This window comes from Streptomyces flavusporus (assembly GCF_046267975.1).
Taxonomy (GTDB): domain Bacteria; phylum Actinomycetota; class Actinomycetes; order Streptomycetales; family Streptomycetaceae; genus Streptomyces; species Streptomyces flavusporus.
Window position 1 is genome coordinate 6711700 of record NZ_CP176503.1, and the last position, 13644, is coordinate 6725343.

13 protein-coding genes and 2 pseudogenes are annotated in these 13644 nt (G+C 70.0%); 8 read left to right on the forward strand and 7 right to left on the reverse strand.

Annotated features, from left to right (window positions below):
- Window positions 1–29: 29 nt before the first annotated feature.
- Genes nirD through ACKTSN_RS31690 form a run of 3 tightly spaced genes read right to left on the reverse strand, consistent with a single transcriptional unit; the run spans window position 30 to window position 4197 of the window.
- The gene (gene nirD, locus ACKTSN_RS31680) at window positions 30–380 is read right to left on the reverse strand and encodes a nitrite reductase small subunit NirD (RefSeq protein ID WP_409472237.1); all 351 of its coding nucleotides are present in this window, start codon (window positions 378–380) and stop codon (window positions 30–32) included.
- Entirely contained in the window at window positions 377–2983 is a 2607-nt protein-coding gene (gene nirB, locus ACKTSN_RS31685) for a nitrite reductase large subunit NirB (RefSeq protein WP_409472238.1), read from the reverse strand. The genes nirD and nirB overlap by 4 nt, the downstream gene beginning before the upstream one ends.
- Entirely contained in the window at window positions 2983–4197 is a 1215-nt protein-coding gene (locus tag ACKTSN_RS31690) for an NAD(P)/FAD-dependent oxidoreductase (protein WP_224738482.1), read from the reverse strand. The genes nirB and ACKTSN_RS31690 overlap by 1 nt, the downstream gene beginning before the upstream one ends.
- Window positions 4198–4362: 165 nt before the next feature.
- Between ACKTSN_RS31690 and ACKTSN_RS31695 the strand changes: the two genes are divergently transcribed.
- Entirely contained in the window at window positions 4363–5145 is a 783-nt protein-coding gene (locus tag ACKTSN_RS31695; protein WP_409472239.1) for a sulfite exporter TauE/SafE family protein, read from the forward strand.
- A gap of 61 nt (window positions 5146–5206) precedes the next feature.
- Here the strand turns inward: ACKTSN_RS31695 and ACKTSN_RS31700 are convergent, their stop codons facing one another.
- Window positions 5207–6088, reverse strand: coding sequence for an NAD(P)-dependent oxidoreductase (locus tag ACKTSN_RS31700; protein ID WP_409472240.1), 882 nt, complete (start codon window positions 6086–6088; stop codon window positions 5207–5209).
- Between the two features lie 158 nt (window positions 6089–6246).
- Here ACKTSN_RS31700 and ACKTSN_RS31705 point away from each other — a divergent pair, with 158 nt between their 5' ends.
- Window positions 6247–6579, forward strand: a complete 333-nt coding sequence (locus ACKTSN_RS31705) for a winged helix-turn-helix transcriptional regulator (RefSeq protein ID WP_409474970.1) — start codon at window positions 6247–6249, stop codon at window positions 6577–6579.
- A gap of 6 nt (window positions 6580–6585) precedes the next feature.
- On the opposite strand, the gene ACKTSN_RS31710 is transcribed toward ACKTSN_RS31705, so the two are convergent.
- On the reverse strand, window positions 6586–7215 hold the full coding sequence (locus tag ACKTSN_RS31710) for a class F sortase (RefSeq protein WP_409472241.1): 630 nt from the start codon (window positions 7213–7215) through the stop codon (window positions 6586–6588).
- Between the two features lie 107 nt (window positions 7216–7322).
- Window positions 7323–7847 carry a hypothetical protein gene (locus ACKTSN_RS31715; RefSeq protein ID WP_409472242.1) on the reverse strand — a complete coding sequence of 175 codons (525 nt, stop codon included), beginning with the start codon at window positions 7845–7847 and terminating at the stop codon, window positions 7323–7325.
- Between the two features lie 334 nt (window positions 7848–8181).
- Here ACKTSN_RS31715 and ACKTSN_RS31720 point away from each other — a divergent pair.
- Window positions 8182–8370, forward strand: a pseudogene (locus ACKTSN_RS31720) (type II toxin-antitoxin system VapB family antitoxin); the annotation flags it as partial.
- A gap of 128 nt (window positions 8371–8498) precedes the next feature.
- Complete coding sequence (locus ACKTSN_RS31725; RefSeq protein ID WP_409472243.1) at window positions 8499–8903, forward strand: PIN domain nuclease; 405 nt, start codon at window positions 8499–8501, stop codon at window positions 8901–8903.
- 81 nt (window positions 8904–8984) lie between these two features.
- Here ACKTSN_RS31725 and ACKTSN_RS31730 read toward each other — a convergent pair whose 3' ends face one another.
- Complete coding sequence (locus ACKTSN_RS31730; protein WP_409472244.1) at window positions 8985–10985, reverse strand: glycosyltransferase family 2 protein; 2001 nt, start codon at window positions 10983–10985, stop codon at window positions 8985–8987.
- A gap of 423 nt (window positions 10986–11408) precedes the next feature.
- Between ACKTSN_RS31730 and ACKTSN_RS31735 the strand changes: the two genes are divergently transcribed.
- From ACKTSN_RS31735 to ACKTSN_RS31750, 4 genes and pseudogenes are all read left to right on the forward strand, one after another.
- Window positions 11409–11933 (forward strand): hypothetical protein, encoded by a 525-nt coding sequence (locus tag ACKTSN_RS31735; protein WP_409472245.1) that lies wholly within the window; start codon window positions 11409–11411, stop codon window positions 11931–11933.
- Between the two features lie 425 nt (window positions 11934–12358).
- A complete protein-coding gene (locus tag ACKTSN_RS31740) occupies window positions 12359–12571 on the forward strand; it encodes a hypothetical protein (RefSeq protein WP_409472246.1) in 213 nt (70 codons plus the stop codon).
- Between the two features lie 55 nt (window positions 12572–12626).
- Window positions 12627–12878, forward strand: a pseudogene (locus ACKTSN_RS31745) (transposase family protein); the annotation flags it as partial.
- A gap of 348 nt (window positions 12879–13226) precedes the next feature.
- A complete protein-coding gene (locus tag ACKTSN_RS31750) occupies window positions 13227–13634 on the forward strand; it encodes a hypothetical protein (protein WP_409472247.1) in 408 nt (135 codons plus the stop codon).
- The last annotated feature ends 10 nt before the right edge of the window (window positions 13635–13644 follow it).

Genomic DNA, 13644 nt, shown 5'->3' on the forward strand with positions numbered 1-13644 from the left:
TGATCCGCCGGACACGCCCTCGTTCAGAGTCAGGCCGCCCGCACCTCGTACGTCCTCACCCGCACCGACTCGTCGTCCAGGCACTGCCCGGAGACCAGGTCGAAGCGCTGCTTCAGCAGCGGGGAGGCGACGAACGGGCGGCCCTGGTGCGTGCCGATGAGGCCGCGGGAGAGGACCGCCGCGCCGCTGAACGGGTCACGGTTGTCGATGGCGTAGAGCTCGCCCTTGCGGTCGCGGAACAGGGCCACCTGGCGGCCGTCCGGCAGCAGGGCCGCCACTCCACGGCCGGGCAGCAGCCGGTTCAGGTCGCAGACCGTGAACCAGCCGTCGGCCAGCTGAAGCTGGACCTTGAGGTCGGTCGTCTCGGGTGCCAGGGTCATCGCTGGGCGCTTCCTTCCAGGGCGGCTTCCTTGGATTCGGTGGGCCGCATGCCGATCGACAGCAGCGGCAGGTCCGGCTTCATCTGGTCGCGTTCGGGGACGAAGCCGACGACCGGGTCGGGGGTGTCGGGCGCGTTCACGAAGGAGACGAACCGGGCCAGCTTCTCGGGGTCGTTGATGGTCTCGGACCACTCGTCGCGGTAGTGCGAGACGTGCGCCGCCATCAGCTTCTCCAGCTCGTCGCAGATGCCGAGGGAGTCGTGGACGACCACATCCCGTACGTGGTCCAGGCCGCCCGGGATCCGCTCCAGCCAGGTCGACGTGCGCTCCAGGCGGTCGGCGGTGCGGATGTAGAACATCAGGAACCGGTCGATCAGGCGGATCAGCTCGGCGTCGGACAGGTCCTGGGCGAGAAGGTCCGCGTGGCGCGGGGTGGCGCCGCCGTTGCCGCCGACGTACAGGTTCCAGCCGCCCGAGGTGGCGATCACGCCGAAGTCCTTCGACTGGGCCTCGGCGCACTCACGGGCGCAGCCCGACACCGCCGACTTCAGCTTGTGCGGGGAGCGCAGGCCCCGGTAGCGCAGCTCCAGGTCGATCGCCATACGGACGGAGTCCTGGACGCCGTAGCGGCACCAGGTCTGGCCCACGCAGGACTTCACCGTGCGCAGCGACTTGCCGTACGCGTGCCCGGACTCGAAGCCGGCGTCCACCAACCGAGCCCAGATCAATGGTAGTTGCTCGACCCGGGCGCCGAACATGTCGATGCGCTGACCGCCGGTGATCTTCGTGTAGAGGCCGAAGTCGCGGGCGATCTCGCCGATCACGATCAGTTTCTCCGGGGCGATCTCACCGCCGGGGATACGAGGGACGACGGAGTACGAGCCGTTCTTCTGGAGGTTGGCCAGAAAGTGGTCGTTGGTGTCCTGCAGGGATGCCTGCTCGCCCTCCAGGACGTAGCCGTTCGCGCCGATCGTCGGTGCGAGGGAGGCGATGATCGAGGCGACGGCGGGCTTGCAGGTCTCGCAGCCGTCACCGCCCCGGGCGCCCTCGCGGCCGTGGCGGTCGAGGAGGTCCTGGTACGAGGTGATGCGCAGGGCCAGGACGATCTCGTACAGCTCCTCGCGGGTCTGCGAGAAGCAGCCGCACAGGCCCTTGTCGACCTCGACGCCGCCAGCCTCCAGCTCGGCGTTGATGAGCTGGCCGAGGACCTTGACGCAACTGCCGCAGGTCGTACCGGCCTTGGTGCACTTCTTCACCTCGGGCACGGTCGTGCACTGGTGGTCGGTGACCGCGCCGCGGATCGTGCCCTTGGTGACGTTGTTGCAGGAGCAGATGATCGCGTCGTCCGGCAGCGCGGACGGGCCGAGCTGGGCGGGGGCCCCGGCACCGGCGGGCAGGACCAGGGACTCCGGCGAGATCGGCGGGACCGAGCCGGTGAGGGCGCGCAGCGTGCCGTACGCCTCCGCGTCGCCGACCAGGATGCCGCCGAGCAGCGTGCCGTCGCGGCCGATGACCAGCTTCTTGTACAGGCCCGAGCGGGAGTCGGAGTAGACGACGTCCAGGCAGTCGTCGGCCGTGCCGTGCGCGTCGCCGAAGGACGCCACGTCGACGCCGAGCAGCTTCAGCTTGGTGGACAGGTCGGCGCCGGTGAAGGAGGCCTCGTCGGCGGCGATGGTCGCGGCCACGGTCTCGGCCTGCTCGTAACCGGGGGCCACCAGGCCGTACACCCGGCCGTCCGCCGCCTGCGCGCACTCGCCGATCGCGAACACATGCGGGTCGTTGACCGTGCGGCACTGCTCGTCGACGGTGATGCCGCCTCGTTCGCCGACCGTGAGGCCGCAGTCGCGGGCCAGCTGGTCGCGGGGGCGGACGCCGGCGCTGAACACCACCATGTCGACGGCGAGTTCGGAGCCGTCGGACAGCTTCATGCCGGACACGGCGCCCGATGCGTCGGCGACGATCTCCTGGGTGCCCGTGCCGGTGTGGACGGTCAGGCCCATGTCCTCGATGGTGCGCAGCAGGGCCGCGCCACCGCCGTCGTCCACCTGCACCGGCATCAGACGCGGCGCGAACTCCACGATGTGGGTGGACAGCCCGAGCCCCTTGAGCGCGCCCGCGGCCTCCAGGCCGAGCAGCCCGCCGCCGACCACCGCACCGGTCGCCGCCTTGGACTTGGCGTACTCCTCGATGGCGAGGAGGTCCTCGATCGTGCGGTAGACGAAGCAGCCCTCGGCGTCCTTGCCGGGGACCGGCGGGACGAACGGGTACGAGCCGGTGGCCAGGACCAGGGTGTCGTACTCGAAGACGTTCCCCGACCGGGCAGTGACCTTGCGGGCCTCGCGGTCGATGGTCTCGGCGGCGTCGCCGACGTACAGCTCGATCGAGTGCTTCTCGATGAACTCCATGTCCGTCATGGACAGGTCGTCCGGGGTCCTGCCCGAGAAGTACGAGGTCAGCTGGACGCGGTCATAGGCGGGACGCGGCTCCTCGCACAGCACGACCACGCGGTGCGTGGCGGTCAGGCCGCGCTCGGCGAGCGCTTCGAGGAAGCGCTGGCCGACCATGCCATGGCCGACGAGCACGATCGTGGGGGTCGTGGACATCAGGAGCCTCCATCGTTGGTGAGCAGGTGGAGCAGGGGGCCGCCGTCGGACGGGAGCGGCTCTGCTCCCTCCCAGGCGCGGGCGAGCGCGCCGACGGTGCCGAGTTCGCCGACGAGGACCCCGCCGACCAGGCGGTCGTCGCGGACGACGACCTTGCGGTAGGTGCCGCGGGTGGCGTCGGCGAGCTGCACGACGTCGTCGCCGGGGCGGGGTTCCGTCTCGCCGAACGCGGCGAGGTCGAAGGGTGCCTGACCGGCGAGGGTGAGGCGGGTGAGGGAACGGGTGCCGGTGTAGCGGGCGGCCGCGTCGCCGGCCAGCGACAGGGCGAGCGCGTCGGCCTGTTCGAGGGCGGGGGTGGCGAGCCCGTACACGGTGCCGTCGTGCTGGGCGCAGTCGCCGATGGCCCGGATGTGCGGGTCGGACGTACGCAGTTCGTCGTCGACGAGGACGCCCTTGTGCACGGCGAGCCCGGCGGCCTTGGCGAGGCCCGCGCGGGGGCGGACGCCGCAGGCCAGAACCACGAGGTCGGCGTCCAGGGCATACCCGTCGGCCATCTCGACCGACCGGACCGCGCCGCCGACGACGCGTACGTCCCGCACCCGGCACTCGGTGTGCACCTCGACGCCCAGGTCGGTCAGGTGCCGCTTGACGAGCTTGGACGCGGCAGGGTCGAGCTGGCGCTCCATGAGCCGCTCGGACTGCTGGGCGAGAACGACCTGCGCCCCGCGTACGGCGAGCGCGCGGGCCGCGGAGACCCCGAGGAGCCCGCCGCCGATGACGACCGCCCGCACACCCGGCCGTACCGCCTTGGACAGGCCCAGGCAGTCGTCCATGGTGCGGAACGCGTGGACGCCCTCGGGCAGGACGTGGTCCGGGGTGAACAGGCCGCGCAGGGGCGGCAGGACCGGGTTGGAGCCGGTGGCCAGGACCAGCGTGTCGTATGCGATCTCCGAGCCGTCCGCACAGCGCACGGTCCGCCCGTCACGGTCGATATCGGTCACCCGGGCACGGGTCAGCTCCGCGGGCGCCGGGAGGGAGATCACCTCCGGGCTGTACCGTCCGGCCAGCACCTCGGCGAGCAGGACCCGGTTGTACGGCCGGTGCTCCTCCTCGCCGACGAGCAGCGCGGGCGTGCCGAGCTCACCGAGCCGCCGGGCGAGCCGTACGCCCGCGAGGCCGGCGCCGATCACCACCACACGCGTATTCGAGGTCATGCTCATGAGCGTGCGGGGCGGGTGTTACCCGGCCGCATCACGTCTGTTTCACGCGGGGAACTCTGCCCTCAGCGGGGGCGGGGGGTGGATGTGAGGGTTGCGGGGGAGCGGCCGGGGTGGGCTGTGAGGCCGGGCGGGTGGGGCCGGGGGGATAGGGTCCCGATCATGCCCGACATATCCCTGACCATGGTTGTCCTCCTGTGCCTCGCCGCCCTCGCGGCCGGCTGGATCGATGCCGTGGTCGGCGGGGGCGGCCTGCTGCTGCTCCCCGTGCTGCTGCTCGGGCTCCCGGCCGGCACCCCGGCGGCGTCCGCGCTCGGCACCAACAAGGCGGTCGCCATCGTCGGCACGACGGGCGCGGCCGTGACGTACGCCCGCAAGGCACCCGTCGACGTGCGCACGGCCGTACGCATCGGGCTCGCGGCGCTGGCGGGATCATCGGGCGGGGCGTTCCTCGCGGCCGGGATGAGCACGGACGTGCTCAAGCCGGTGATCATGGTGGTGCTGCTCGGCGTCGCCGCCTTCGTGATCCTCAAGCCCGCGTTCGGCACGGCCCCGAAACCGGGCCCGGTCAGCCGCCGCCGCGTCCTCGCGGCGATCGGCCTCGCGGGCCTCGGCATCGGTTTCTACGACGGGCTCATCGGCCCCGGCACCGGTACGTTCCTGGTGCTGGCCCTCACCGCCGTCCTGCACCTCGACCTGGTCACCGCCTCGGCCACCGCCAAGATCGTCAACTGCTGCACCAATGCGGGTGCGCTGGCGATGTTCGCCTGGCAGGGCGCGGTGCTGTGGCAGCTGGCGGGGCTGATGGCCGTGTTCAACCTCGCCGGCGGGACGCTCGGCGCGCACACCGCACTGAAGAGGGGCAGCGGTTTCGTCCGGATCGTGCTGCTCACGGTGGTGTTCGCGCTGGTGGCGAACCTGGCGTACGAGCAGTGGGCGGCCTAGGGCAGATCAGGCACCGCGCGCCGGATGATGCAGCGGCGGATCATGCTGCCCTGCCACGTGATCAACGACCGAGGAGATCGACCACTCCCGTGGTGTCCTCGTCGCCGTGGCCGTCCGCGAGGCGGCGCTCCATCAGGTCGAAGTACGGCCTCAGCAGCTCCTGGCTCACGCCCTGCTCATCGGCCGTGCGCAGGAACGTCGCGTTTCCCGCGACCTGCATGGCGAGGTTGGAGACGACGTTCTTGGTGTAGTCGCCGCTCTCCAGCCTGTCGGCGGTCTCCAGCGCGGCGGGCGCCATCGCGGTGAGCCACGACACCAGCAGCGGGGCGAAGTCCCTGGGCGCGATGTCCTCCCGGCGGATCAGCGCGAAGGCGTGCGTCACCCCGCCGAACATCCCGTACATGGCGCTGAGCAGGGCCACGTCGTGCAGCGCGGCGAACCCCGGGTCCGTGCCGACGTAGCGGGTGCCGGCGGGAACCGCGAGGACGTCCCGGCACTCCTCGAAGAGGGCCGCGGAACCGCTGTAGAAGACGAACGCCCCGCTGTCCGGGCTGCCGATCATCGGCGGTACGGCCATGATCCCGGCGTCCAGGAAACGGGCGCCGCGCGCCTTCGCCCAGGCGGCGCGGGCGCGGCCCTGGGCGGGCGTTCCGGTGGTGAGGTCGACCAGGTCGCGCCCGGACAGGTCGGCGTCGGACAGGGCCTCCCCGACCGATGTGTCGTCGAGCAGGCAGGCCACGACCAGCCGGTTGGCGGCCACGGCCTGCGCGACGCTCGCAGCGACCGTGGCTCCCTCGGCGGCGAGCGCCTCGGCGCGGGCGGGGGTCCGGTTCCAGACGGTCACGGGATGCCCGGCGGCGAGCCAGGCGCGGGCCAGTGCGGTGCCCATGGTGCCGGTGCCGAGGAGGGTGAGGGGGGTGCGGGAAGAGGCGTTGTCGGTCATGGCGTTCAGACTCATCGAAGGGGACCGGCCTGCTCAAGTACGTACTTCCGAGTGGGTGGTTACCCCAAGGGAAGCATGCAGGCAGCGGGAGGACGGGGTGTCGGGTGAGGGCGAACGGGCGACGGCCGGGCTCGTACGAGTGCGGGATCGACGCGGCGATGGACGTGATCGGCGGGAAGTGGAAGGTGCTCATCCTGTGGGCGCTGTCCGTGCGGCGGCACCGCTTCGGTGAGCTGCGCCGCGAGCTTCCCGGGGTGACGGAGAAGGTGCTCGCCGCGCAGCTGCGGGAGCTGGAGGCGGACGGCATCGTCCATCGGGAGGAGTACGAGGAGGTGCCGCCCCGGGTGGAGTACTCGCTGACGCCCCGCGGCGTTTCCCTCAACACGGCGCTCGAACCGCTCGGCGCGTGGGGCAAGGCGAGCGCGTGGGGCAAGGCGAACGTCCTGGGCGGCGTGACACCGGAGACCGTGACGCCGGAGCCCATACCCTGAGCGGGCTCAGCCGCTCCCGGTCAGATGCGCGAAGACGACGACGTTGCCCTGGTAGCCGGTGCTGCGGGAGTAGGTTCCGCCGCAGGTGATCACCCGCAGCTCGGGCCGGGACGCCGCGCCGTACACCTTCTTGTCGGGGAAGTCCTTCGCGTCGTACACCTCGACCGCGTCCACGCTGAACCGCGCCACGCTGCCGTCCCGCCGGTCCACCTCGATGGTGCTGCCCCGTTTCAGGGTGCCGAGCCGGTAGAAGACGGCGGGGCCGTCGGCGTTGTCGACATGGCCGGCGACGACGGCGGTGCCCCGCTCGCCGGGCGTGGTACCGGCCTCGTACCAGCCGGCGAGGTTCCTGGGCGCGGTGGGCGGCGCCTCCAGGTTGCCGGTCCTGTTCAGCCCCAGACCCGTCAGGGGCGCGTCCACCCGGATCGCGGGGATGCGGATGCGGTCCGGCGGCGACGGCGGCAGCGCGGGCGCCGCGGACTGCCGTACGGTCTGTCCGGTGTGCGCCTGGGCGGCCGACGGCTGCGGCGGGGCGTTCGTCCGGGCGCCGCTGCTCAGCAGCCACACACCGGTGAAGAGGGCGACGGTGGTGACGGCCGCTATCGCGGCGTTCCCCGGGTTCTCGACTATGCGCACACGAGCCTCCTGGCCTGACCCGGTCCCCCTCCGGGCCGCGAGGGGCATCGGACCCGGAGGGGGGCGGGGACTTGCGGTACCGGCGGACGGACGGCGGAGGGTGTCCGTCAGATCCCGTCGCCTCTCGCCCGGCGATGCAGGAGCCAGGTACCGCCCGCAGCGGCGACAGCGAGAGCCGCAACGCCGGCCGCGGTCTGTACGGGGTCGGGGCCCAGGGCGCCGCCGACCCCCGTCTTCACACTTCCCCGGGGGTACGCCTGACCGGCGGCGGAGAGGATGACCACCAGGTCGGCGCGGGCCTCGGAGGCGCCCTGGGTGCATTTCACGACGATCTCGTACGTCCCCGGCTGCGCGCTCGGCGGCACCCGGAAGCGTCCGATGTCGTCGCCCTCGTCCCCGTCGGTGCCGGGGGCAAGCGTGAAGGTCCCGGCGCCCACCGCGGTGGCGTCCCCCTCCGCCATACCGTCGTCGCCGCAGGCCGAGGTGTTCACGGTGACGTCGTGGCCCGGCACCACGGTGGAGGGATACACCTCGAGCCGGCCGCCTTCCGCGCCGTACGCCGGGGCGGACGGCGCGCCCGCGGTGGCGACGGCGAGCGCGGTACCGGTCAGCAGACGGGCGGTACGTCGCATCGGCATGCTCCTTCGAGCTCATCGGGCCCCTGCACTTCCGAGGAAATCCGCACCGGGGCGAGCCCGCTTCCTGAGCGCCTGTCAGAAAATACGATGAATGGGTGTCGCCGGACGTGTCTGCGAGGGGTGGTGGGTGCCGTTTCAGCAGGTCACAGGCGTGCGACGGGCGCTCGGCGGAAAGAACCCGAAGGGCGTCCGGTGGAGGTGTGAATGGGTGACGAGTCCCTGCAAGGCGTGACACCCGGGCGCGAGGAGGTCCACAACCGGCGTCTACGATCCCCGCCCCGTGATATCTTTTTTTGAGATCGTATATACGCTTCGAAGGGTGTTGCCCATGTCCCGCACTGTGATCGACCTCGATGACGAGGCGCTGGCCGAAGCAGCTCGTCACCTGGGCACAACGACGAAGAAGGAAACCGTCAACGCGGCACTCCGGGAGATCGCGGACAGGCGGCGGCGCGCGGCGGCCGTGGAGCGGATGCGCCGGATGGTCGCCGAGGGAGAGATCGACTTCTCGGTCATTGAGAAGCCCGCGGACACCTCCGCCTCCGGATCCGAGACAGCCACCGCCGGATCCGAGACAGCCACCGCCGGATCCGAGACAGCCCCCGCCGGATCCGAGCCGGCCTCCGACGCGGAGCATCACGCGGCATGAGCGAGGCCTTTCTCATCGACACCAGCGCATTGATCCGCTTCTACCGCGGTCAGACCGGGTCGCAGTGGGACCAACTCGTCTGTTCCGGCCTCGTCGGACTGTGTGAGCCCGTGCGGCAGGAGTTTCTCCGCGCGGTCGGGGGCCGACCGGCGTACTACGAGGCGGACGGGCTGCTTCGGGAGACGTTCCCCTATTACCCGATGCGTGACAGCGTCTGGGAGGACACTGCGGCGCTCCAGCAGGACCTGGCCGACCGCGGTTGGCACCAGTGCGCGAGCCCCGTCGACCTGCTGGTGGCCGTGACCGCTCAGCACCACAAGTTGACTGTGCTGCACCAGGATTCCGACTTCGACACCATCGCTCGTGCCACGGGGCAGCCGGTGCGCCGGATTGTCGACTGAGCCGTTCGGCCGAGCCGTTCTGCCGTGGTGGGGGCGGGCGCTGCGGAGGCACGGGAGCGGCGGCCGTATGCAGCCTGATGCTCAGCGCTTGATGCGTTGGGCCACGGCTCGCACGAGGTCGGTCTTCGCGACGTGCAGTGCGAAGTGCTCGTCGGCGGTGGGGGAGGGCTTTGCGTACCAGGGCAGGCCGCGTCGGCGCCACTTGGCGGGGGCCATGTCCTCGGCCGGCGCGGGGAGAGGCAGTACCCATCGACCGAGACGGAGCTCGCCACCCCACAGGCCGGCGGGGAGAGCGGTGACCGGAATCCGTACCGCGAACGTCCCGTCGCCGGAGACGCGACGGACGGGGTACGCGGGGCCGGTGCCGCCCTGCCCGTCGTCGAGGGCGATGGTCAGGGCGGAGTCCGGATACGCGGAGAGCGTGCACCGTCCGGTGAATTCCAGCTCGGTCGGTACGTCCTCGGCCCAACGGGCGCCGTTCAGGCTCAGGTGCGGCAGCACCTCGTGCTTGTTCTCACCGAGGTCGAGGGTGAAGTTGCCGTGCGGCTTGGTCGTGTAGAGCGTGATCGCCCGGAGACTTCCGGCCACGGCGGCGACGTGTGTGCTCGGCTTTCCGGAGACGGCGGCGGCCCGCTTGCTGCCGATGCGGACCTCGCGGGACAGGCCCTGGGCACCGATCGCGACGGAGATGTCCCACAGGCCGTCGTCCAGCGGCCTGCCGTCGGCGGCGGTGGTGATGTCGACACTCGCTTCGAATCCGGCGCGCTCGTACGTGTAGTGGCCCTCGTCCTCGTCGGCGCCGAGCCCGGGAGTCGCCGTGTGGACCACGGGCAGCCGGTATTCCGTCCCCCGGTCGCGTTCGCGCAGGACGAGTTCGGTGGTCACCTCGCGAGTCTCCACCCGGTGAAGGTAGGCATGGCCGGCCAGGTGCAGCGTTGTGCCGTCCAACTCGGCCCGGGTCACCTGGTGGCGGGTGCCGAGCTGCGCGGTGATGTCGTAGCAGATGTCGGGGACGGCGCGCGCCGGGTCGCGCAGGAACGGGTAGCGAGCCAGTGCCCGCCCGCCCTCGACGAGGACGGGCGTGGCCACACTGCTCTCCGCCAGCGTTTCCTCGAAGGCGATGAGTTCGAGGAGTTCGTCGAGCATGCGGTGGCGCACCAGGTGCAGCCGCAGCCGGGCCATCGCCGAGAGGCGCTCGTTCATCCCGTCGTGCCACAGCGGTTCGATGATCTCGGCGAGCCGCTGCAGCGTCTTGTGCCGGCCCGCACGGTTGTCATGGATGAAGTGACCGCGCAGGATCTGCTGAACCTCGATGGTCAGATGCCGGTGGGCCAGGTGGTCGCGGGCAGGGCCGGGCGGCACGTTCTCGAGGATCATGTCGACCACGTGCGGCAGGAACCGCAGGCGGGGTTCGGAGCCCCTGGTCTGCATGGTGATGTTGCTCTCGTCCTCGCGCTGCACCCAGAACACGCAGTCGTAGTCGGCCAGTACGGACACACCCCTGGCGTGGAGGTAGGCAGCGCCCACGAACAGCTGGTCCTCGCCGATGGAGAGGTCGGCGGGGAAGCGCAGGTTGTGCCGCTCCAGCAGTTCCCGGCGGAACAGCTTCATCGGGTTGAGCGTCCAGTACACGCGGGACGAGAAGACGTCGGTCTTCGGCTGGTTGCGGCGGAACATCGAGGTGGGCGGTCGCCGTCCGCCGACGCCGACCATTTTGCCGAGCACGATGTCGGTACCGTTCTTCTCGGCCATGGCGACCATGCGTTCCAGGGCTTCCGGACCGAGGTGGTCGTCGGCGTCCAGGAAGAAAACGAAGCGACCTCGGGCGTGCTCGAGCCCCACGTTACGGGGCACCGACGGGCCGCCCGAATTGGCCTGGTGGATGACGTGCAGCAGCCCCGGGTACTCACCGGCCAGCCGCTCGAGTTCGGCCGCCGTACCGTCGGTCGAGCCATCGTTCACGACGATGATTTCCAACGCGTCCCGGCCGATGCTTTGCTCGGCGGCAGAGGAAATGCAACGCGTCAGATAGGGCATCGCATTGTACGCGGCGATAATCACCGAAACGATGGGGCCGGCCATCGTCACGCTCTCCAGAAATGTGGGGCACGTTTCATATGGCCAGGGGGAGAAATCCAAATGCCTGAGGAAAGGTGCCGGAGGAGCTGTGGAGATAGCATGAACCATTGGCAACTGCCCAGTGATCCCCGGGTGAAGGCCGGTTCATCGCGTCCGCTGGGGCCGACTCCATGGATCCCGATGTCGGCGGTATAGCGTTCACTCACAATTCATTGCAACGAGCCGGGTTCAGCCTGTTGCATTACCTCCAAATCATTGCAACGATTTCTCGGCATCTACCTGTGGCAATAGGCGTGGTGTGCAACAACTTCGTTGCCATACTCATGAACGCAACGTAGCGTTTCCGTCATGAGAAACAACGGGCCGAAGGCCTCACAGGTCGAGAGGTGCGCGTTTCACGGAGTGAGCGATCAAAGGGGGCGGATCATGGAGGCAGCGCAGAGTCGACAGCAGGCGGCACCCGGTGCCCTCACTGCCTTCGCCCGCTTCGTGCTCTGCGGCGGCGGAGTGGGGCTCGCCTCCAGCTTCGCCGTGGCGGCCCTCGCCTCGTGGATGTACTGGGGCCTGGCCAGCGCCCTGGTTACCGCGGTTTCCACGCTCCTCGCCGCCGAGTTGCATGCCCGCTTCACCTTCGGCGCAGGCGGGCGCGCGACCTGGCGTCAGCATGCGCAGTCGGCCGGGTCCGCGGCGGCTGCGTATGCGGTGACCAGCGTGGCAATGCTTGTCCTGCAGCAACTGGTGGCGGCACCCGGTTCGTTGCTTGAGCAGGTCGTCTACCTGTCCGCTTCCGCACTCGCCGGTGTCGCGCGGTTCGCGATGCTGCGCCTCGTCGTCTTCGCGCGGAACCACTCGCAGGTCGCGGCCACCGCCCCCACCGCCCGTCCCGTGCACGCGACCATGACCCGCGCCGCGGCACCCGTCGGCCCAGCGGTGCTCTGCCGAACCGCCTGACCGGATGAAGCGGCCGCCCCGACCCGAAGGCCAAGGCGGCCGCTCCCGCTACTCGGGGCAGTACTGGGGGCCTCGTCCAGGTTGTCCTTGGTGATCAGGGTCAGAGGGATCTCGGCGACTTTCGTGGCTGCCTTCTCGTCGCCGAGCAGGGCGACAGTGTTCTTCACCGCCGTCAGCGAATTCCGTCGGTCGGGGTCATGGTCGGGCCGACAACGCTCGACAAAGGGGCCCGTTTCAACCCATGCAGCACCGGGTTGCCCCACTTCTGAGAGGGGGAGAAATCTCCGTCCTCTATCCGCAGGGGAACGGCCGCACATCAGGGTCAGTCGCCGTGATCGGCACGGCGATGGAAGTCGGCGTGGACGTCGCCCGCGACGCAGCTCGCCGGGCAGCGGCGCTCCCATCCGGGCGGGGTGACAGTGAGGGTGATCGACTACCAGGTCGACGGCGGCGAGACAATCAGGCTGCTGACCGACCTGCTCGATCCCGGAGCCTGGCACGAGGAGCTGGCAGCCCTGTATCACGAGCGCTGGGAGGTCGAATCCGCCCACCGGCAGCTGAAGCAGCGGGGAAAGGCCGAGGTGTTGCGGTCGGTGTTGTCGCCGGAGCTGGTGCGGCAGGAGACTGGGCCCGCCTGACTCTCCATCACTGCCTGAGCCGGATCATCGTGCGGCTGGCCGATGGCGAGGACAGTGCTGGACCGACAAGGGCTATCGAGGCGCCGGCGGCACGGTCCGCATCCCGTGCTGGGCCCGCTGGGAAACTCTTTCCGCAGGCCAGAAGGCAGTGAACCGCTCTCACGCGAAGATTCGCGCGTTCGTCGAGCAGGCCGTTGCGACCCTCAAGGCCTGGCGGCTCCTTCGCACACTGCGGTGCTCGACCACCCGGATCACCGCCCTCGTTCAGGCCGTCCTTACCCTGCACCTGGCCAGCTCAGACCGGTGATGAAACACACTCAATGTCTACTTCCCGCCCCGGATTCGGGCAGGCGAAGTCTGCGGGCGGAGCGCCGCAGGTGGGCGTGGTAGCCCGGGTTCGTTGCCACCAGGCGGTCGTAGCTGCGGGCCGCGTGGTCGAACGCGGCGGACAGTGCTTCGTCGTGGAGCTGTTCGGCGGCGTGCGGCAGGTGCGAAGCGGCTGGCTGGTTTTCGTTGACTGCAAGATCAACTGTTCGATAGCTTCAGCGCCTCGCCTGATGTGGACAGGCCTCGTGGGGGGGCTGCATCGGGTGGGAGATTCGGAGTTCCCGCATGTCGGGGTAGATCTTCCAAGCGCGTGTCCGCCGTGGTCGCGATGGCGTCAGCCTTCGTCTTTGCGTTGTCCTCTGGTGCCTGGGCCAACTGGTCGGGCAGCATCAGTTCGTGGACGGACGGTGGCGGGGCCAACGGGCAGTCCCGCTACTGGGCGGACGAGAGCTACACGGAGATCATCTTCAAGGGTTGCACCGTGCAGGGCGGCAGTGAGACCACCGGTGTCGAGTTGTGGGACTACGACGCGCTGTCGGAGAACGACTTCTACGGCGAGAAGACCTTCACCAACTGCTTCAACGGCACGACCTATGCGAGCCGGGGCGAATACAACGGTCTGCCTCAGGAGTCGGACTACTTCTTCCAGCTCGACAACGTAGGCGGCGGGAGTAACGCGTGCTGCCTGCTGTGGGCGACCTACGCGGGAGTTGACACCACTCTCGCCGACTCCTGATCAGTGTTCT

Coding starts and splice junctions, on each gene's coding strand:
- ACKTSN_RS31725 (WP_409472243.1), top strand. CDS start 8,499: ATGAGCGAGGCCTTTCTCATCGACACCAGCGCATTGATCCGCTTCTAC.
- nirB (WP_409472238.1), bottom strand. CDS start 2,983: ATGTCCACGACCCCCACGATCGTGCTCGTCGGCCATGGCATGGTCGGC.
- ACKTSN_RS31750 (WP_409472247.1), top strand. CDS start 13,227: ATGGCGTCAGCCTTCGTCTTTGCGTTGTCCTCTGGTGCCTGGGCCAAC.
- ACKTSN_RS31735 (WP_409472245.1), top strand. CDS start 11,409: ATGGAGGCAGCGCAGAGTCGACAGCAGGCGGCACCCGGTGCCCTCACT.
- ACKTSN_RS31695 (WP_409472239.1), top strand. CDS start 4,363: ATGCCCGACATATCCCTGACCATGGTTGTCCTCCTGTGCCTCGCCGCC.
- ACKTSN_RS31715 (WP_409472242.1), bottom strand. CDS start 7,847: ATGCGACGTACCGCCCGTCTGCTGACCGGTACCGCGCTCGCCGTCGCC.
- nirD (WP_409472237.1), bottom strand. CDS start 380: ATGACCCTGGCACCCGAGACGACCGACCTCAAGGTCCAGCTTCAGCTG.
- ACKTSN_RS31705 (WP_409474970.1), top strand. CDS start 6,247: ATGGACGTGATCGGCGGGAAGTGGAAGGTGCTCATCCTGTGGGCGCTG.
- ACKTSN_RS31730 (WP_409472244.1), bottom strand. CDS start 10,985: ATGGCCGGCCCCATCGTTTCGGTGATTATCGCCGCGTACAATGCGATG.
- ACKTSN_RS31690 (WP_224738482.1), bottom strand. CDS start 4,197: ATGACCTCGAATACGCGTGTGGTGGTGATCGGCGCCGGCCTCGCGGGC.
- ACKTSN_RS31700 (WP_409472240.1), bottom strand. CDS start 6,088: ATGACCGACAACGCCTCTTCCCGCACCCCCCTCACCCTCCTCGGCACC.